The organism is Lentzea sp. NPDC005914 (genome assembly GCF_040629405.1).
Taxonomy (GTDB): Bacteria; Actinomycetota; Actinomycetes; order Mycobacteriales; family Pseudonocardiaceae; genus Lentzea.
The window spans coordinates 126,924-145,965 of sequence record NZ_JBEXVQ010000023.1; the positions used below are offsets into that span (position 1 = coordinate 126,924).

Annotated in this window: 20 protein-coding genes and 1 tRNA gene; 16 read left to right on the forward strand and 5 right to left on the reverse strand. The window is 68.4% G+C overall.

All coding sequences use genetic code 11. The features are described 5' to 3' along the window. Positions 1-32: 32 nt before the first annotated feature. The 4 genes from ABZ345_RS29525 to ABZ345_RS29540 form a co-directional block, all read right to left on the reverse strand. Positions 33-254 (reverse strand): hypothetical protein, encoded by a 222-nt coding sequence (locus tag ABZ345_RS29525; protein ID WP_359855613.1) that lies wholly within the window; start codon positions 252-254, stop codon positions 33-35. Then, positions 251-1,405, reverse strand: a complete 1,155-nt coding sequence (locus ABZ345_RS29530; RefSeq protein ID WP_359855616.1) for a S8 family serine peptidase — start codon at positions 1,403-1,405, stop codon at positions 251-253. The genes ABZ345_RS29525 and ABZ345_RS29530 overlap by 4 nt, the downstream gene beginning before the upstream one ends. 63 nt (positions 1,406-1,468) lie before the next feature. Next, a complete protein-coding gene (locus tag ABZ345_RS29535; RefSeq protein WP_359855619.1) occupies positions 1,469-2,641 on the reverse strand; it encodes a cation:proton antiporter in 1,173 nt (390 codons plus the stop codon). Between the two features lie 5 nt (positions 2,642-2,646). Then, the gene (locus ABZ345_RS29540; protein ID WP_359855622.1) at positions 2,647-3,120 is read right to left on the reverse strand and encodes a TrkA C-terminal domain-containing protein; all 474 of its coding nucleotides are present in this window, start codon (positions 3,118-3,120) and stop codon (positions 2,647-2,649) included. A gap of 18 nt (positions 3,121-3,138) precedes the next feature. Here ABZ345_RS29540 and ABZ345_RS29545 point away from each other — a divergent pair, with 18 nt between their 5' ends. From ABZ345_RS29545 to ABZ345_RS29605, 13 genes are all read left to right on the forward strand, one after another. Beyond that, on the forward strand, positions 3,139-4,239 hold the full coding sequence (locus tag ABZ345_RS29545) for a DUF1015 family protein (RefSeq protein ID WP_359855624.1): 1,101 nt from the start codon (positions 3,139-3,141) through the stop codon (positions 4,237-4,239). Positions 4,240-4,487: 248 nt separating this feature from the next. Beyond that, positions 4,488-5,282: a hypothetical protein gene (locus ABZ345_RS29550; RefSeq protein WP_359855627.1), complete on the forward strand. Its 795-nt coding sequence runs from the start codon at positions 4,488-4,490 to the stop codon at positions 5,280-5,282. Next, entirely contained in the window at positions 5,282-6,028 is a 747-nt protein-coding gene (locus ABZ345_RS29555) for an ATP-binding protein (protein WP_359855630.1), read from the forward strand. Before ABZ345_RS29550 ends, ABZ345_RS29555 begins: the two co-directional genes overlap by 1 nt. 10 nt (positions 6,029-6,038) lie before the next feature. Then, positions 6,039-6,359 (forward strand): STAS domain-containing protein, encoded by a 321-nt coding sequence (locus tag ABZ345_RS29560; protein ID WP_359855633.1) that lies wholly within the window; start codon positions 6,039-6,041, stop codon positions 6,357-6,359. A gap of 177 nt (positions 6,360-6,536) precedes the next feature. After that, positions 6,537-9,515, forward strand: a complete 2,979-nt coding sequence (locus ABZ345_RS29565; protein ID WP_359855636.1) for a S8 family serine peptidase — start codon at positions 6,537-6,539, stop codon at positions 9,513-9,515. 10 nt (positions 9,516-9,525) lie between these two features. Then, entirely contained in the window at positions 9,526-9,888 is a 363-nt protein-coding gene (gene aroH, locus ABZ345_RS29570) for a chorismate mutase (RefSeq protein ID WP_359855638.1), read from the forward strand. Between the two features lie 167 nt (positions 9,889-10,055). Further along, a complete protein-coding gene (locus ABZ345_RS29575) occupies positions 10,056-10,601 on the forward strand; it encodes a hypothetical protein (RefSeq protein ID WP_359855641.1) in 546 nt (181 codons plus the stop codon). A gap of 75 nt (positions 10,602-10,676) precedes the next feature. After that, on the forward strand, positions 10,677-11,363 hold the full coding sequence (cmk, locus tag ABZ345_RS29580; RefSeq protein WP_359855677.1) for a (d)CMP kinase: 687 nt from the start codon (positions 10,677-10,679) through the stop codon (positions 11,361-11,363). Further along, positions 11,360-11,995 carry a lysophospholipid acyltransferase family protein gene (locus ABZ345_RS29585; protein ID WP_359855644.1) on the forward strand — a complete coding sequence of 212 codons (636 nt, stop codon included), beginning with the start codon at positions 11,360-11,362 and terminating at the stop codon, positions 11,993-11,995. The genes cmk and ABZ345_RS29585 overlap by 4 nt, the downstream gene beginning before the upstream one ends. Beyond that, on the forward strand, positions 11,992-13,410 hold the full coding sequence (gene der, locus ABZ345_RS29590; protein WP_359855647.1) for a ribosome biogenesis GTPase Der: 1,419 nt from the start codon (positions 11,992-11,994) through the stop codon (positions 13,408-13,410). The genes ABZ345_RS29585 and der overlap by 4 nt, the downstream gene beginning before the upstream one ends. Positions 13,411-13,452: 42 nt before the next feature. Continuing rightward, the gene (locus tag ABZ345_RS29595) at positions 13,453-14,085 is read left to right on the forward strand and encodes a response regulator transcription factor (protein ID WP_359855650.1); all 633 of its coding nucleotides are present in this window, start codon (positions 13,453-13,455) and stop codon (positions 14,083-14,085) included. Then, a complete protein-coding gene (locus tag ABZ345_RS29600; RefSeq protein WP_359855653.1) occupies positions 14,079-15,194 on the forward strand; it encodes a histidine kinase in 1,116 nt (371 codons plus the stop codon). Before ABZ345_RS29595 ends, ABZ345_RS29600 begins: the two co-directional genes overlap by 7 nt. A gap of 182 nt (positions 15,195-15,376) precedes the next feature. Further along, positions 15,377-15,450 (forward strand) — tRNA-Pro (locus tag ABZ345_RS29605). 82 nt (positions 15,451-15,532) lie between these two features. Here ABZ345_RS29605 and ABZ345_RS29610 read toward each other — a convergent pair. Further along, positions 15,533-16,705 carry a tyrosine-type recombinase/integrase gene (locus tag ABZ345_RS29610; RefSeq protein WP_359855655.1) on the reverse strand — a complete coding sequence of 391 codons (1,173 nt, stop codon included), beginning with the start codon at positions 16,703-16,705 and terminating at the stop codon, positions 15,533-15,535. A 249-nt stretch (positions 16,706-16,954) separates the two neighbouring features. Between ABZ345_RS29610 and ABZ345_RS29615 the strand changes: the two genes are divergently transcribed. From ABZ345_RS29615 to ABZ345_RS29625, 3 genes are read left to right on the forward strand one after another with little or no spacing between them, the layout of a single operon-like run. Then, the gene (locus tag ABZ345_RS29615) at positions 16,955-17,473 is read left to right on the forward strand and encodes a hypothetical protein (RefSeq protein WP_359855658.1); all 519 of its coding nucleotides are present in this window, start codon (positions 16,955-16,957) and stop codon (positions 17,471-17,473) included. Further along, positions 17,470-18,264, forward strand: a complete 795-nt coding sequence (locus ABZ345_RS29620; protein WP_359855661.1) for a hypothetical protein — start codon at positions 17,470-17,472, stop codon at positions 18,262-18,264. The genes ABZ345_RS29615 and ABZ345_RS29620 overlap by 4 nt, the downstream gene beginning before the upstream one ends. After that, the gene (locus tag ABZ345_RS29625; RefSeq protein WP_359855663.1) at positions 18,264-18,956 is read left to right on the forward strand and encodes a hypothetical protein; all 693 of its coding nucleotides are present in this window, start codon (positions 18,264-18,266) and stop codon (positions 18,954-18,956) included. Before ABZ345_RS29620 ends, ABZ345_RS29625 begins: the two co-directional genes overlap by 1 nt. Positions 18,957-19,042: the final 86 nt, after the last annotated feature.

Genomic DNA, 19,042 nt, shown 5'->3' on the forward strand with positions numbered 1-19,042 from the left:
TCAGACATGAGTGGGGTCGCCGCAGAGCCTAGTCAGTACGGAGGCAGCTGTACGCGCCACTGCCGCTCGACGTCTATGACGCCGGGCACTGACTGCAGGGAGGGGATCGAGCGGACCTCCACCGTGCCGGTCACCACACCGAGGGCCTCCAGGACCGTGTCGACCACCAGGCCGGCCTCCCGCAGGTCGTCGAGGACCTTCGGGAGGCTGCCTTCGGTCACGGAGACCATCACCTGGTCCACCGAAGAGGTCATGGCGCCTGGACGAGCCCGCCGCCGATGTCGGTGGAGGCCAGGGGCAGGCGTTGCGCGGACAGGGCCAGGCGGGCCCAGAGCTCGAAACCGCGGGCGCCGGTCTTCTCCGCGATCAGGACCGCCACACCGGCCGCGTGCGGGGTCGCCATGGACGTGCCGCGCAGGCGTGCGTACTTCTCGGGCAGCTTGAAGGACGAGTAGACGTCCACGCCGGGGCCCGCCACGTCGATCTGGCCGATCTTGTCGACGGTGCCGGAGGAGAACGACGCGATGGCGCGGTTCACGTCGATCGCGGCCACGGCGATGATGGACGGGCAGCGCGCGGGGTGGCCGACCGGTGCGACGCGGGCGGGGCGCTGGGAGGCGTTGCCCGCCGCGGCGACGATCATGGCGCCCTTGGCCATGGCGCGCTGGGCGACGGTCTCGTAGATCTGCGAGTACGGCGTGCCGGCGGGAACGTCGGCGCCCAGGGACATCGAGATGACCGCGCAGCCGTTGGCGACCGCCCAGTCGATGCCCGCGAGGATGCCGCCGTCGGAGCCGGAGCCCGCGTTCGAGAGGACCTTGCCCGCGAAGATCTCGGCCTCGTAGGCGATGCCGTAGCCGGGGGCCGTGGCGGGCTTGCGCGGGCCGGAGGACGTGCCGATGCAGTGCGTGCCGTGGCCGTGGCCGTCCTGGACGTCCTCGCCGGTGATGAACGACTTCGTGGTGATCGTGCGGCCGGCGAAGTCCGGGTGGTTCTTCTCGAAGCCGGTGTCCAGCACGGCGATCTTCACGCCCTTGCCGGTGGCCGTGCTGATGTCCGCGCCGACGGCCTGCAGGCCCCAGGTCAGCACGGACTCGTCGGCGGCCGGCTCGATGTCCTCGGCCGGCGCCGCGTCGAAAACGTGTACGACACGCTCCGGTTCGACGATCTGGACCGGGCCGGGGCGCGCGGCGGCGCCGTTCAGCTCGGCCAGCAGGTTCGGGTCGGCGGACACCACCGCGACGCCGAGCTCCGGGAACACCTGGACGGCGTCCGGGTCCAGGTCGCCGCTGTTCGGGTCGAACCCGGCGATCTCACCGAGCTCGGCCACCCCCTCTTCGATGGCGTCTTCCTGCAGCAGCACCAGGAACCGGCCGGTGGTCTCCACTTCCGCGGGTTCGGTCATGACGTTTCGCCCCTACTCTCCTCTAGCCCTACTAGAGAGAGTCGTCATCCGGAGGCACTTGTTTCAGGCCGTTTGGCGTCTGCGCTGAAAGAATTCACCGATTGGCTCAACGTACTTGGCCGCGATCGGCCCCAGGATCGCCATCAGCAGCACGTACGCGGTGGCCAGGGCGGCGAGCCGGTCGTCCACCTGGCCGGACGCCACGGCCAGGCCCGCGATGACGATGGAGAACTCGCCACGCGCCACGAGGGCCGCTCCCGCACGCATGCGGCCCATCTTCCCGATGCCCTGCCGCCGGGCGGCCCACCACCCGGTGACGACCTTCGTGACGGTCGTGATCGCGGCCAGCGCCACGGCGATTCCAAGAACGGGTGGAATCGTGGCCGGGTGGGTGTTGAGCCCGAACACGACGAAGAACATCGCGGCGAACAGGTCGCGGAGGGGTTCCAGCAGACGCGTCGCGTTCTCGGCGGTCGAACCGGAGATCGCGATGCCGAGCAGGAACGCGCCGACCGCGGCGGACACCTGCAGCTGCGAGGCGACACCGGCGACGAGCAACGCCGAGCCGAGCAGCTTGAGCAGGAACACCTCGTGGTCCGGACTGTCCACAATGGCCGAGATGAACCGGCCGTACTTCAACGCCACCACCAGGACCACGGTGATCGCGAGCAACGAGATGCCCACCGACGTGAGCCCGCCGATGATGCTCACGCCCGCCAGCACGGCCGTGAGCACCGGCAGGTAGACGGCCATCGCCAGGTCCTCGAACACGAGCACCGACAGCACGACCGGCGTCTCGCGGTTGCCCAACCGGCCCAGGTCTCCAAGTACCTTCGCGACGATGCCGGACGACGAGATGTAGGTGACGCCGGCCATCGCCAGCGCGCCGACCGTGCCCCAGCCCAGCAACAACGCGGCAACCGCGCCCGGCACGGCATTCAGGACGAGGTCCAGCACGCCCGCCATCCAGGACTTCTTCAGGCCGGTCGTGAGCTCGGACGCCGAGTACTCGAGCCCCAGAAGTAACAGCAGCAGCACCACGCCGATCTCGCTGGCGATGTGCGTGAACTCCTCGATCCCATGTAGCGGCACGAAACCGCCGGAGCCGAACGCGAGACCACCGATCAGGTACAACGGGATGGGCGAGATGCCGATCCGGCGGGCGACGCGGCCGAGCAGGCCGAGACCGAAGAACACCGCGCCGAGCTGGATCATGGCGAGAGTTGTCTCGTGCACTGTGCTTAACCGCCGTGGAGGATCTCAGCGGCGGCGTCGAGGCCGTCCGCGGTGCCGACGACGACAGCGAGGTCACCGTTTTCGAAGATGAAGTCGGGGCCGGGCGACGGATGCGCGTTGCCCGAACGCACGACGGCCACGATGGACGCACCGGTCCTCGTGCGCAGAGCGGTCTCACCGAGAGTGTGGTTCGCGAACGCGGTGACAGGCAGCTGACGGGTCGTGATACCCGTGATGTCGCGGTGCTCCTCACGCAGGTGGGCGACGAGCTGCGGCGCGCCGAGCAGGCCCGCGAGCGTGTTCGCCTCTTCCGGTGAGAGGGGTATCGAGGCGGCGCAGGAGTCGGGATCGCTCGCCTTGGAGAGGATCAGCTCGAACCGGCCGTCCCGGTAGGTGATCACGCCGACGCGACGTCCGGCGCGGATCATGAAGTCCTGGCGCGTCCCGATACCCGGCAAGGGCGTGATCTCTACGTTCACAGGGATCATGATACTGGGATGTCACTGCGAGTACGCCCAGTGCGACGGGGGTGGGTGGTGCGCGACCGCGTGCCCGGCCCGGACGTCGACGAGTTCGCCGAACCCGGTCAGGTGATCGGGGCGCTCGCCAGAGCGCCGCACGGCACGTTGCTGGCCGTCCAGCACCCCCATCGCACGCCGGCCGCCCTGGCCGCGGGAACAGGGCTGCTCGACGCGCTGCCTCACGCCCGTGCCGAGCTCGCGGCGCTGGTGCGGATGGCCTACCGCGAAGTGACCGACGTGGTCGCGCCGTACCGGGTGGACGGACCGGACGGGACGGCGTGCGGGCTGCTGTGCCTCGTGGACCCGGACGCGATCTCGCACACCGAGGACGTCTACCCCGACGTCGTCGCCGAACGCGGCCAGGTGCTGGCCTCGCTCGGCATCGCGACGAGCGCGGCCATGCTGATCCCGATCACGCCTCACGACGGGCTGACATCGCTGGTACTAGGCATGACCGACGAGCCGGCCGTGTCGCTTGTGGACTCCGGTGGACGCCGGCACTGGGTGTGGCTGGTCGGCCCGGGGTCGTTGCAGGACGCGTTCCTCGAAGCGGCGGGCGCGCACCCGTTGCTCGTGGCGGACGGCAACCACCGGGTGGCGGCGGCGCGGTCGGCCGGGCTGTCCGGGTTGCTGGCGCTGGTGACGTCGGGGCCCGGTCTGCGGGTCGGGCCGATCCACCGGGCGATCGTCGGCACCGGGTTGGGCGCGTCCGATCTGGTGACGGCGTGGGAACGGGTCGGGCTGACGGTGTCGTCGTTGCCCTACGTGGTCGAGCCGGAACCGGGTGTGGTCGTGGTGCGCTGCGCCGACGAGGTCCTGCGGGTCGAACTGCCTGCGGGACAAGGGATCGACCACGCGGTCGTCGAGTCGTTGCTGCTGGACGCGGCGCTCGGCCTTGACCCCGAAAGTCCTTGTGTCCGTCCTGTGGTGGACCCGTCGGTGGAGGCCGAGGCCGTGCTGCTCATCGCGCCCGTGCCGCTCGCCGAAGTGCTGGCAGGAACGAAGATGCCGCGCAAGAGCACGTATTTCACACCCAAGCCGCGCAGCGGGCTCCTGCTGGCGGACCTGCACCCGTAGGGCCCTGTCAGGCGGATTCGTTCGGCCCTGTTGACCGATGAGCCTCGGGAACAGACTCGAACGCACGGTCCCCCCGAGCCGCCTATGGAGAACTGCAGATGCGCTACGAGCCATCACCCTCGTTGCCGCCACCTCATTCCCGGATTGGACTAGTGCACGTCAAGCACTTGAGGGCGATGACGGCCGCGTTGCGCGCTGTGGACTACCGCTATGGCGGAGGGGCCTGTCGTACGCAGGTGCAAGCTCTGTTGTCTTGGTGTGACAAGGCGTTCGCGCACTCGGCCAGTGCCGCGATACGCCGTGAGTTCCGCTGCGCCATCGCGGAACTGCACGCACTGGCAGGGTGGACCGCCTTCGACGCCGGGCTCGGTGGGTCCGCGCACCGCCACTTCCTCCTCGCCCTGGACTTCGCCGAGGACGAGGACCTGGTGGCGAACATCCGCTATCGGATGGGGCGGGTCCACCTGCACCACGGTGGACCCGCCGAAGCGCTGGGCATGTTCCGGCTCGCCGGGCTTGTCGCGAACAGTCACCACACGAACGCGATCCTGGCCGCGAACCAGGCGTGGTGCTATGCCGAGTTGGGACAGCGGGTGCCCGCACTGGCGATGCTGGGGCGTGCGCACGACGAGTTCGCACGCGCGGATGTGGACGGTGCGGCGCCGTGGGCCGCGTTCTTCGACGTGCACGACCTAGCGGGCATCACGGGTGCCGTCTACACGACTCTCGCGCGCACAGTGGACCCGAGTTTCGCGCGGCCTGCCATCACGGCGCTGGGTCAGGCCGTGGCGGGCTATCGCGAGGAAATGGCGCGTAGCAGGACGTTCGCCCTCATCGCGTTGTCGCTCAACCATCTCGTGGACGGCGATGCGGACGAGGCGGCGGCGGTCGCGGCGTTGGCCGTCACGCAGTCCGGGGACGTTTTGTCCGCACGTACTCGTAAGAAGCTGGAACCGTTGCATGCCGAAGCGGGCAGACGTCGCGCTACAAGACTGAGGGAGCTGATCACGCCGTTGCTGTCAGCTCCGTCGCACGCCGCGTGATGAGCGCGCAGACCCGGTGGTTTCCGGCGATCCCGGGGTCGTTGCCCGAGATCCGGGCCTTCGTGCGTGACCTCGCCGGTGAGTCGGGCCTGCACGGTGACGACGCGCGGGACGTGCTTCTAGCGGTGGCCGAGGCGGCGGACAACGCGGTGCAACGCGCGGGAGCGTCCATCGTCGGGGTGACGTGGGAGCCGCGGGATCACGCGGTGTTGCTGACCATCGAGGACGACGGCGTGTTCGACCTCGAAGCGGGGTCCTCCCCGAGACCGCTGGGGCTGCGGCTGCTGTTCGGCATCGCCGACGAGGTGCAGGTGCGGCCCGGCAAACCGACCTGGCCCGGAACGGTCGTGCGAGCGCTCGTCCGGGTCTGGTCACGTGCGGGCGTCCCGGACCTGCCCGCGCCATCGGGACGCCCGCGCGTGCTGCTCGTGGACGGAGACCGGTTCTCCGGCCAGTCGCTGGCGGCGTTCCTGCACTCCGAGGGCTACGACGTGACGCTCACGACGACGGTCGGGGCCGCGGAGTCGGCATTGGAGAGCCCTCCGGCACTGGCGGTGGTGGACCTTCTGACGTCTCATGGTGAGGGGACACGGTTCGCAGCCGTCGCACGGACCTTCGGAGTGCCGGTTGTAGCCGTTTCGGCGATCGAGCCGGCCGCTCACGTTGCCGATGCTTACTTACCGAAGCCGGCGCACCCACTGCGCGTGCTCGCGGCGGTGCGCGACCTGTTGTCTCCCGACCCTTGAGGCACACACGATGGAACCCGAACCAGGCTTGCTGGAGGTGCGTCGCCGGGGCGCGGTGGTGACGCTCACCGGTGAGGTCGACCTGAACACCAGCGGTCTGCTGCGGTCCGAACTGGCCCTGGCCTGCGCGTTCGGGGACGGCGCAGGGGACGTCGTGATCGACCTCAGCGACCTGACGTTCATCGGGTCGAGCGGGCTGCACGTGCTGATCGAGATCGCGACGGCGCTGGGGGAGCGGCGGCTGGTGCTGCTCGGCGGAGGGTGGGCCACCTACGTCGTGAACCTGCTCGGTCTCACCCTGCGGTATCCCAACATCATCGTGGACCGATGAGGCTTCCTCAAAACTGACTGACGCGTTAGTTTTCCGTCTTGCCGCGGGTCGCTGGATGTTCCACCGAGTGATGGGACGTTCATGCGCAGACCTGTGCTCTTGGTGGTTGCTTTAGTTGCGTTGGGCCTACCGGCTGTTGCTTCCGCTGCTCCTCCGCCTGCCGACCGGGTGATCACGTTGATCACCGGGGACGAGGTGGTGCTCACCGGGTCGTCCCGGGTGGCGGTGCGGCCGGCGCCGGGGCGGTCCTCTGTCAGCTTCCTGCAGCAGACCGGCACCCCGGACATCTCGATCGTGCCGTCCGACGCGGCGCCGTTGCTGCGGGACGGACGGCTGGACCCGCGGCTGTTCAACATCTCGGAGCTGGAGCGGCAGGGGTTCGCGGGTTCCGCGCTGCCGCTGATCGTGTCCGGTCTGCCCGGCGTTCGGACGTTGTCGTCGCTGGACGCGGCCGCCGTGCCCGCCTCGGCTTCGGTGTGGCAGGCGGCTTTGCACGGGTCGGCTCGGGTGTGGCTGGACGGGCGGGCCCGCGTCGTGCTGGACGAGAGCACGCGGCAGATCGGGGCGCCCGCCGCCTGGGACGCGGGGATCACCGGCAAGGGTGTGACGATCGCGGATCTGGACGGTGGCTGGGATCCGTCGCATCCGGATCTCGGCGCGGTGGCCGAGGCGCGTGACTTCACCGGGACGGCGATTCGCGACGGTTACGGGCACGGGACGCACACGGCGTCGATCATCGCGGGCCGGGGCGCGAAGTACCGCGGTGTCGCGCCTGACGCTCGTCTGCTGGTGGGCAAGGTGTGCACGGACGACGGCAGCTGCCCGGAGTCGGCGATCATCGCCGGGATGGAGTGGGCGGCGGCTTCCGGTGCCACGGCGGTGAACCTGTCGCTGGGCGGGGCGCCCACCGACGGCACGGACCCGATGTCGTTGGCTGTCAACGCTTTGACGGCGCGGTACGGGACGTTGTTCGTGGTGGCGGCGGGCAACTCCGGCGTTCCTGGCTCTGTCGGGACGCCTGGTGCGGCGGACTCCGCGCTGACCATGGGATCTGTGACGAAGCAGGACGCGTTGAGCTCGTTCTCGTCTCGTGGGCCGCGGGTCGGTGACTACGCGGTGAAGCCGGACATCGCGGCGCCGGGGACCTCGATCGTGGCCGCGCGAGCCGCGGGAACCTCCATGGGGACACCCGTCTCTGACCTGTACACGTCGGCTTCCGGGACCTCGATGGCGACGCCGCACGTGACGGGCGCGGCGGCGTTGCTGAAGCAGGCGCATCCGTCCTGGCGTGCCGCGGAGCTGAAGTCCGCCTTGATGGGGTCGTCGTTCGAGCTGGGTCTCTCGGTGTACGAGCAGGGCGCCGGGCGGCTGGACGTCGCGCGTGCTCTGGGTCAGTCGGTGACGTCGTCGCCTTCTTCTGTGTCGTTCCCGTTCGATGCATGGCCTTGGGGGTCTGTTACGCGCACGGTGACCTACTCGAACGCTTCGGCCGCTCCGGTTTCGCTGTCGTTGAAGTCACCTGCTGGGCCGTTCTCGTTGAGCGCCTCGACTTTGGAGGTGCCGGCGGGTGGCACGGCTTCCGTTGACGTGACCTTGACCGCCGGTGCTGCCGGGCAGTTCGGTGGCTCTCTCGTCGCCACCGGTTCGGGTGTTGTCGTCCGCACGCCCGTTGGTGCGGTGGTGGAGGAGGAGAAGTACACGCTGTCGTTGGACGTCGTGGGTCGTGACGGTGCGGATCCGTGGTTCGCGACGGTGCAGGTGATCGACGTGGCCACCGGTGTCTCGCACGGGTACTTCTTCACCGACGGTGCTCACGGTTCTGTGCGCGTGCCCAAGGGACGTTACGACGTGCACGCGATGGTGTACGGGTACAAGCGGGACACGACTTTGATGTCGTCGCCTGAGGTTGTTGTTGGTGGCGACACTTCTGTTCGGTTCGACGCGCGGTCAGCGTCCTTGTTGCTGCCCAAGGTGGATCGGCCGGGTGCCAAGGCGGGGATGTTCCTCCTGTCGCTGTACTCCGGCAACGCCTCGCGGTCGACCGGGATCGGGCTGATCTCGTCAGTCGGCGGGGACACGTTCGTGGCGCCCACTCGTACTGTGTCCGGGCGGATCTTCCAGTTCTGGTACCAGCCGGTGCTGGTGGCCGCCGATGCCGTCTACAACCTGATGTTCGTGCGAGAAGGAGCGATTCCTGATCCTGCTTCTCTTGTGGTGCACGATTCTTCGTTGGCGCGGATTCATGCAACCTATCAGTCGCAGGGCGGCGCACCGGCCGTTGGTGTGCGTGGTGGTTATGGCTACTACAAGGGGGTGGCGCCCAGTGTGACAGTGCTGCTCGACATGCCGGTTCCTACTACGCGGACCGAGTTCTACACGCCGGGACCGGATGTCGAGTGGGACAGCACGTTCGGGTTCCGTGGTGGTGGCTGGGGCGAGTACCAGCGTTCGCCTCGCCGGTCCTACTCCGCGCGTTCGTACTCGGTGGTGTGGAACAGGTCGCCTTTGGGCCCGTCGCTGGGGTCCTATGAGGACAACTGGGGCCTGTCGCGCACCGGCGACGTTCTGAACGCCTCGATCCCGTTGTTCTCCACCGCGGGCGACTGGGCGTACACCGAGTCGTGGGGTTCTTACTCGAACGCCTCGACCACGTTGTCGTTGGACGGCAAGGAGATCGCCGCCTCGCCGTATCCGGGCTGGATCGCGACTCCCGTGCCCGGTGCCGGCAAGTACACGCTGTCGACGGTGACGGACCGTCCCGCGCCCTACTCGGCGTTCGGTACGCACGCCTCGGCTTCGTGGACGTTCAACTCGCCTGGCACTACTGCTGCGAAGACCGCTTTGCCGTTGATGGTCGTGCGCGCCACGGGTCGCACGGACAGCGAGGGCTTGGCACCGTCCGGCCGCCCGTTCCTGCTCGACCTGAAGGTGGACAAGCAGAAGGGTGCTGTCTTCGGGCGCGTGGGCGTGCCGCACGTCGAGGTGTCGTACGACGACGGGGTGACGTGGCAGCGCTCTCTCGTAGTGGGTTCGCACGCCCTGCTATTCCACCCACGCGGCAAAGCGTTCGTATCGCTCCGCATGTCCGTGTCCGACTCGTTGGGCAACTCGGCGTCGCACACGGTGATCCGGGCGTACGAGGTCGTCCCGCGCTAATGTCGGTCGCATGGCGGTACGAGCGATCAGGGGAGCCACGCAGATCGACGCGGACTCGCGCGACCTGCTGCTGGAGGCCACGGCCGAGCTGGTGCGGGAGGTGCTGTCCAGAAACAGCCTGACCAGCGACGACCTGATCAGCGTCGTGCTCACCGCCACACCCGACCTGACGTCCGAGTTCCCCGCCTACGCAGCACGCCAGGCGGGGCTCTCGGACGTGCCCCTGTTGTCCGCCACCGAGATCGCCGTGCCGGGCTCGATGCCCCGCGTGATCCGGCTGCTGGCGCACGTCGAAACGGACCTGCCGCGGTCGTCGGTGAAGCACGTGTACCTGCGTGGTGCGGCCGCTCTGCGCACCGACCTGAATCACTGACACGGTCAGCACCTACGCCGACGGTGTGACAGCGACGTCGCCGGCGCTAGCGAACGCCATCGACATCATGATGTGTGGGCAAGGGACCCGCCCTGATGATCCCGAAGATGACCGCGGTCAGGGGGCGCCTCACCGGGCGCCCCCTTCGCCGTTGCGGGAGGTGGACAGTGGCCAGGTCGAAGCAGTCCCCGGTGTTCCTGCTGCAGGAGGACGAGATCGCGCTGCAGGCCGCGCTCGTCGAGGCACACCCGCACGTCCGGATCCTCGACGACTCCGGCCCGTGGCCCGTCGCCTCCACCACACCACCCGTGCGCGCCTCCGTCGTGGACGCCGGTTCCATCGCCGGCGTCTGGCCCGCGGACCTCGTTCCCGAGTTCCCGGTCGAGGTTCGCAGCAACGGCACGGTCTGGGGCGCGGGCACCGGAAGAGGTTCCGCCGTCCAGTGGCTGCGCAGCCGGGTGAAGTCCGACGGTGTGCTGTCGTCAGGCCGGCTGGCCACCATGCTCGTGCCCGAGACGGAAGACTTCGTGAAGTCCGTGTTCCGGATCCTCTTCCGGCTGACCACCAACGACCTCGTGCGGGAGGACCGGTCGACCGGGTCGCCCGTTCGCATGCCGGCCTATCGCGTCGGTCCGCACGCGCTCAGCGAGGCGCGGGCCGGCCGGCTCGCTCTGACGGACTCCGCGCTGGTCCTTCACCCGCCTGCGGCGTGAGCGCCCGCACCAGGCACAATGTGGGTCGTGGGCGTCTCGGAGGGAGCTGTGGTGGGCCAGGGTCAGTTGCGCGGTGTGGTGGCACTCGACGGACCGTCGGGCACCGGCAAGTCCACCGTGGCGAAGCGCCTCGCGATGGCGCTGGACGCGCGCTACCTCGACACCGGCTCGATGTACCGGGCGATCACGGTCGCGGTGCTGCGGGCCGGGGTGGACCCGACGGACGAGGCCGAGGTCAACGCGGTCGCCGAGGGCGCGAAGCTCGTGGTGGGCACCGACCCGTCGGCGCCCGGCATCACGCTGGACGGCGGCGACGTGTCGGTGGAGATCCGCGGGCCCGAGGTGACGCTGGCCGTGTCGCCGGTGTCGGCCACCAAGCACGTGCGCGAGCTGCTCGTGGCTCAGCAGCGGGCGATCATCGCGGACGCCGTGGACGCCGTCGGGGGCATCGTCGTCGAGGGCCGCGACATCGGCACCGTCGTGTCGCCGGACGCGCCGTTGAAGGTGTACCTGACGGCTTCGGCGGACGCGCGCGCGGCTCGCAGGACCAAACAGGACAACGCCGCCGGTCGTGAGTCCACTTTGGACGCCGTGCTGAAGGACGTGCAGCGGCGCGACAACTACGACTCGTCGCGCGCGGTGTCGCCGTTGATGGCCGCCGGGGACGCCGTCGAGGTCGACACGACCGAGCTGGACCTCGCGGGCACCGTGGGCGCGTTGCTGGACCTGGTCGAACGGCGTGGGCTGAGGGTGACCGGGTGACAGGTCCCGCAGGGAGCCTGCCCTGGCTCACCGATCTCGGCAGGTGGATCGCGCGCGGTCCGTACGCGTTGCAGTTCCGGATTCGGGTCCACGGGCGCGACCGCGTACCCTTGAGCGGCGGCGTGGTCGTCGTCGCCAACCACAGCTCGATGGCTGATGGGCCGATCCTGTTCGGTGTGCTGCCGCGGCGCGTGACGTTCCTGATCAAGCAGGAGATGTTCGCGAACGCCGTTGTCGGCTACCTGCTGGGCAAGATCGGGCAGATTCCCGTGAAGCGGGGAGAAGCCGATCGTACCGCGCTGACCAGCGCGTTGGCCGTGCTCAAAGCCGGTGGCGTGATCGGGGTCTTTCCCGAGGGCACGCGCGGTGAGGGTGACGTGGCGAACGCGCAGAACGGCGCGGCGTGGCTGGCTCGTGTCGGCGGCGCGGTGGTGCTGCCGGTCGCGTGCCGCGGGACTTTCGAGGCCAAGGGCTGGCGGCCCGAGGTCGACGTGCTGATCGGTGAGCCGTTCCACCTTCCCGAGGGGAAGGGGAAGGCCGCACTCGGCGTTGCCACCGAGCAGGTGCGCGATCGCCTGGCGACACTGGTCGCCGAACTAGATGGACTTCGTATGAGTGAGGGAAGACGATGACAGACCTGGACGGCACCTGGGAGGACGAGGCCGACTGGTCAGCCTTCGACGACCTTTCCTCCGACGGCGAGGAGGCCGCGCCGCCGCAGCCGGTGCTCGCGGTGGTCGGACGGCCGAACGTCGGCAAGTCCACGCTGGTCAACCGCATCATCGGCCGGCGTGAGGCCGTGGTGCAGGACGTGCCCGGCGTGACGCGTGACCGAGTGGCGTACGACGCGCTGTGGAACGGCCGCAAGTTCACCGTGGTCGACACGGGCGGCTGGGAGCCGGACGCGGTGGGCCTGCAGGCCGCCGTGGCCGCGCAGGCCGAGCTCGCGATGGCGACCGCGGACGTGATCCTCGTGGTCGTGGACGCGACCGTGGGCGCGACGACCACGGAAGAGGCCGTCGCTCGAGTGCTGCGGCGCTCGAAGAAGCCGGTGATCCTGTGCGCGTCCAAGGTGGACGACGAGCGGCTGATGGCCGACGTCGCGTCGCTGTGGTCGCTGGGTCTCGGCGAGCCGTTCCCGGTGTCCGGTCTGCACGGCCGCGGCTCCGGTGACCTGCTCGACACGATCCTGGCCAAGCTGCCGGAGACGCCTCGCGATGATTTTCGTTCTGGCGCCGGTGGCCCCCGCCGTGTTGCTTTGGTCGGCAAGCCGAACGTCGGCAAGTCGTCGCTGCTCAACCGCCTGACCGGTGAGCAGCGCTCGGTGGTCGACGCGGTCGCGGGCACCACCGTCGACCCGGTCGACTCGCTGGTCGAGCTCGACGGCGAGATCTGGCGCTTCGTCGACACCGCGGGCCTGCGCAAGCGGGTGAAGTTCGAGAGCGGTGCCGAGTACTACGCCTCGCTGCGCACCAAGTCCGCGATCGAGACCGCCGAGGTCGCGATCGTGCTGCTGGACGCGCACGAGCCGTTGTCCGAACAGGACCTCCGCGTGCTCACGATGGTGGTCGAGTCGGGCCGCGCGTGCGTGCTGGCGTTCAACAAGTGGGACCTCGTCGACGAGGACCGTCGCAACGAGATGATCCGCGAGCTCGAACGCGGCCTCGTGCGCGTGCCGTGGGCCGACAAGGTCAACATCTCGGCCCTGACCGGCCGCGCCGTGCACAAACTGGCGCCGGCGTTGCGCACGGCCCTGAACTCGTGGGACACCCGCGTGCCGACAGGCCGCCTGAACCAGTGGTTGTCGGACCTGATCGCCGCCACCCCGCCGCCCGTGCGCGGCGGAAAGCAGCCCAAGGTCCTGTTCGCGACCCAGGCCTCCACCCGCCCGCCGACGTTCGTGCTGTTCACGACGGGTTTCCTGGAGGCTTCGTACCGCCGGTTCATCGAGCGCAAGCTGCGCGAGGAGTTCGGCTTCGAGGGCAGCCCGGTCCGCATCTCGGTGCGCGTCCGCGAAAAGAAGAAGGCCGGAGCCTCGAAGAAGTAACCACTGGTTGCTCTTTGGCATGGGGTGCGGTTGGTTGGGTTCGTGGCCGTACGAGTGGTGCTAGCCGACGACGAGGCCCTGCTGCGGCGGGGCCTCAAAGTCCTCCTGGAAGCCGACGGACGGGTAGAGGTGGTCGGTGAGGCCGCCGACGGAGCCGAACTCGTCGAGATGGTCCTCGCTCATCTGCCCGACGTGGTGCTGGTCGACGTGCAGATGCCGGGCGTGGACGGCCTCGAGGCGGTCCGGCGGCTGAGAACCTGGGCCACCCCGCCTGCCATCGCCCTGCTGACCACGTTCGACCTGGACGACTACGTGGCAACGGCCCTGGACCTGGGCGCCCAGGGCTTCCTGCTCAAGGACGCCGAGCCGGAGACCCTGGTCCGCGCCGTGGTGGACCTGGCCGCGGGCGGCGCGGTGCTGGATCCGCGCATCACGGCCCGCCTGCTACCCCGGCTGCGGGGCTTCCGCGCGAACCGGCAGCTGGACTCCTTGAGCGCCCGCGAACGCCAGGTGCTCGAACTGCTCGCCGGTGGCCGGTCGAACCACTCGATCGCCGACGAACTGTGCCTGTCCGAGGCGACGGTGAAGAGCTACGTCTCGACCGTGCTGACCAAGCTGGGCGTGGAGAACCGGGTGCAGGCGGCTCTCGTCGCGCATCAGGTCGGTGTGTGGTGAAGCCCCTGGTGCGCGAGGTCCTCACCGTGGGCATCACCACGGGAGTCATTCTGCTGACCCAGGACCGTCCGTTCCCTTGGTCGCTGTGGACCGCGGTGGGCGCCTCTCTTCTGCTCCCGCTGCGCCTGCGCTGGCCGTGGCTGGCCTCGCTGCTGTGCGTTCCCGCCGTGGCCGGAGGGTTGGGCTGGGCGCCCGCGCTGGTGGCTCAGTTCCGGTTGGGCCGCAAGGAGAAGTCCATCCCGGTGCAGACGTTCTGGGTGAGCCTGCTGACCGTGGCCGCCATCACCCCCGTGGTGCTGACCGAGACCATCCCACTGGGTTCCTTGTTGCTGGCCACCGCCTTCGCGTTCGGCCTGGCAGGCGCGCCGACCGCGTTGGGCGCCCTGGTGACGACCCGCAAGGACCTGACCCAGTCCCTGTACGAAACCCGCCGAGCCCGCGCCGCCGAACTGGAAGCCCAGGAAACCTCCGCCCGCGCCGCCGAACGCGCCCGCATAGCCCGCGAAATCCACGACGCCGTTGGCCACCACGCCACCTTGATCGCCGTGGAGTCCGCCGCCCTGGCCGCAACCGCCTCCGATCCCGCAGTGCGCGAGACAGCGTTGCGTTTACGTGCCCTGGCAAAGGAATCCCTGTCAGAGATGCGCACAGCTCTCGGCCTGCTGAACTCCGACACGTCCTACCCGTCACTGCAGGAGCTGATCGACCGCGCCCGCGTAGCCGGCGTGTCCGTGACGCTGTCCGAAACGGGCGAGGCCTCTCTGCCACCCGCCATCTCCCGAGCACTCTTCCGAGTGGTCCAAGAGGCCCTGACCAATGTGACGAAACACGCGCCAGGCGCCGCGGTGACGGTGACCGTGGATCGCTCCTCGCCCGTACGCGTCTCTGTAGTGAACGGCCCAGGCGAACTGCCCTCACTGGGCGACCGCGGCGGCGCGGGCCTGCACGGCCTCTCCGAACGCGTCCGCCTGGCCGGCGGCTCCCTGACCACGTCCTATCGCGCCGACGGCGGCTTCAGCGTCTCGGCCGTCCTACCGCCCGGTAAGTCGAAGGTTGACGGACAAGACTCGACTTTCGGCGGTGGTGCACGATCCTCGGCCAACGCATAGTTCTGGATGTCGGTCGAGGATCGGGGGATCGGTCGGACCGAGGGACGCGGGGACCCGTACGCCGGGTCCCCGCCGTATTTCCGGCGTTTCCGCAGCTAGGCCGCTGTGCGAGGGGCCGTTTTTGATCTCTGTTCAGGGTGTTGTAGGATTCTTCTTGCACGCCGGGGAACCGGGAGTGTGGCCGGGACGTGGCGCAGTTTGGTAGCGCACTTGACTGGGGGTCAAGGGGTCGCAGGTTCAAATCCTGTCGTCCCGACGGCCAATGACCAGCGGGTTTACCTTTCGAGGTAGACCCGCTGGTGTCGTTTTTGCCCGATTGTGGTCGCAAAGTGGTCGCGCTACGCCGCTTCGGCTTCTTTCAGTGCCGTCTCGATCGCCTTCACCGCATCGAGGGCGACGTGGCGGAGCAGGTGGCCGTAGATCTCCGTTGTCGTCGACAAGGTCGAATGGCGCAGCGTCTTGGACGCCATGGCCAGCGGAACCTGCGAACTGAGCATCGTGGTCGCGGCGAAGTGACGCAGGTCGTGCACGCGAATCCTGGGCAGTCCCGCCTGCTCGGTGAGCTGATGAAACCGATGCAGGACGTACTCCGGGCGTAGTGGTTGTCCTCCGCGTCGGGTGAACACCAGCGCACAGTCGGGCTGGCGCTCGGCTTGGTTCTGAAGTGCGGCGGTCACTCTGTCGGAGAGTCCGACCCAAGCGAGGCTGCTCTTGGTCTTGGGGGTCGTGAAGACCGGCGTGGTGTTGTTGATGTTGGACAAGGTCTGGCGGACGAAGAGCACGTGTTCGTCGAGGTTGACGTCGGCCCAATGCAGTGCGAGCGCCTCGCCCTTGCGCATGCCGGTGCCGATGATCAATTCGAAGAGGTTGGTCAGCGGTTCGTTGTTGTCGGCGCAGTGCTTGAGGAATCGTGCTGCCTCGGTTGGCGACCAGCACACCGGCTCGTACTTCGTGGGTCGAGTGACGGAAACGTATCTGGCTGCGTTGTAGGGCAAGCGGTGCTGTCGGACGGCGTCGCCGAGTGCGCTGGACAACGTTGCGACGCAACGACGCAGCGTTGTGTGCCCGCGGCCGGCTTCGAGTTGGTTGCGGACGTAGAGCACGACGTGTTGGTGGGAGAGGTCTTCGAGTCTGATCAACCCGATGTGCGGGATCAGGTCTTTGTGGACGTACGCGTGATAGTTGGCCATCGTGGTCGGCTTGAGCGTCAATGCCTTGGAATGCAGCCAACTCACGAGGTAGTCGGTCACCGTTTGCTGATCGTCGATGACGATGCCGGTGCGTTCGTACTCCAGTACTTTGCTGAGCGCGACTTGCGCGTCTGTCTTGGCCGCGAAACCACTGCGGCGTCGCGTCCGTCGCTTGCCGTCGAGCGTCGGTAGATCGACTGCGTAGTTCCAGATTCCGTGCTTGCGGTTGGTCAGCTTTGGGCAGCGGGCGCCGAGCTGGCGACCATCGGCGCCGCGGCAGGCACAACGACGGTAGACGCGACCACGATTCGGGTTCTTCATGACAGCTCCTCCAGATTCGTCGCTTGTTCGCTCGATATTGAGCAGCGCGGGACGGCAGCATGGGCCGGGTGCGACCACAGTGCGACCACAGGCAGCATCGTCGCTGGTCTGGCTGATGCCACTTGTAGCCAAGACAACCGACCGTGCTCGTCGAGAAGATCGCTGAGTAGAAGCACGCATCTTTGGGTGAAAAACGTGCGCGTCTACCACCTGTCATGATTCGCTCGCTGTGAGTGAGGGGCGGAGAGCATGTACGGGAACCCGGACGAGCTGGACCGGATCGCGGGCGAGATCGAGAAACGCGCTGATGGAGTGCGTGATCGTGCCAGGAAGCTCGACGACGACGCGCGGAAGATGGAATGGCACTCAGTCGCTGCGGAACGGTGCCGGGAGACGGTCGGTGGTGACAAGCGCCAGCTGGAGAAGGCCGCGGACGGGCTGACCGAGGCTGCCGCGCTGCTGCGGCGGCACGCGCAGGAGGTTCGTGAGCTGATCGCGATGATCAAGAAGATCTCCGAGGCCGTGGTCGGCTGGTTCACCAGCGCGATCGACAGGTTCAACCGCGCGGTCGACGCCTTCAACCAGGCAGCACGGGATATCGCGAACGGTGTCGCGGACGCGCTGGGGTTCGGTGGTGGTCAGCCGCCGCAGCCTCCCCAGCCGCCGTGGACGGGCTGGAAGTGGGGGCCGGACAACCTGCCGCCCGCAGGTGACAAGGCGTGGCTCGAGGCCGGCGAGTATCTGCGCGGGCAGGGGGTGCCCGCGTGACCCCGGCACCACACCGGTTGGTGCTGACCGCCGGCGAGCTCGCGTATCTGGTCGAACGTACGGGTGTCGAGCTGCCGCCTGCCTGGATGCCGTCCGCCGACATCGGCCCGGCCGAATCCGGACTGATCAAGAAGCGCGTCGTCGACGGGGTGGGCGGCGAGGTGCATCGGTCGGTGGTGAAGAACCTGGAGATCTTGGCGCTGCCGATGGTCATGCTGGATACCGTCGCGGCGATCGGCGACAAAGGGCTGCACAGCATGCACGCGATCTCCGGCCCGTTGGGTGCGTCGTTGTTCGAGCTGGGAGACGGCGGGGTGGAGATGTCGATGTTCGCGTCGGCGGATCTGGGCAAGGAGCTGATCCGGGCCGTTCCACCCGAGGGCACGGATATCGGCGCCGGGATCGTGTCACGCCTGGGCGGAGGAGGACCGGAGGAGACCCCGTTGCGCGGCCGGCTGCCGCTGGCGGCGTTGCAGGAGATGGGCGCCGCCCGGCTGTTCCGGGATGCCGACCCCGGCGGTCCGGCCGCTGTGGTGGCGAGGTTGAACCTATCCGGCAGCGAGACGGCGCTCGCTCAGCAGGTGGCGACCGAGACGGATGGGGCATTGCGATGTCTCGTCGTCGGCCGCAACGGGATGACGTCTCAGGTCAGCTGGGTGCACACCGACGGCGGCTGGAGCGGCCTCGAACCGGATCCGGATGGTTCGGGTCGCAGGATGGTGCGGTTGGAACCAGCCGAGCGTGAAGATCTGGGCACGTGGGTCGCCCCGGCTGTGGCAGGAGCTCTGTAATGCCCGATAACGCCGTAGTGCCTGACAAGCCGGTAGACCGCGGCAACACAGGGATCGCGTCTGTCTCCGACATCCAGGTCAGTGGTGGTGCTGGCGGGTTCCGGGCCAAGGGTGAGGACCTCGTGGCGATGAGCGCCCTCACCGATGAAGTTGCCGGTGACACGCTCAAGACCGCGCTGGCCGGGCACAAGTTCCTCGCGGAGCCTGATGTGCTGGCCTCGGCGCTGCTGAATCCGTCCGGGGTGGCGAGGTTCGAGGCGGCCATGGCCATGGCGCTCGACGGGCCGACTGGCCTCACCGCCACGTCCGCGGCCGTCGGCTTGCGCGGCGATGCGCTTCGTGCCACCAAACTGGCCTACGAGGCCGCGGACGAACTGGCAGCCAGAGGACTGGACGCCTCGCGATGGATGGCGGGTCTTGCGGTCGCTTCGGCACCGGGTGGTGTTGTTGCCGCTGGACTCGCAACGGGTACTGCGATCGCTGCGGATGTGTACGCCAACTACAACGGCGACTGGCAGAAGTGGCTGGTGGATCACCCCGGCATGGTCGACACCCTGATCGGCATGTCGCCCGGCATGCTCTCGTCGCTCGGCGTACCGGTTGACCTTGCCTCCACATTGGACCTGCTCGCCGCGACGTATGCGGACGGCACAGCGGACGTTAAGTATCTCCATACCTATCAGTGGGCTTGACCCGTTTTGACGGACACCTGAGATCAGGGGTTTTGCCCCTGGAAGGATGTCCTTATGAAGACCACGGGCTCGAACAAGCCCCGGCG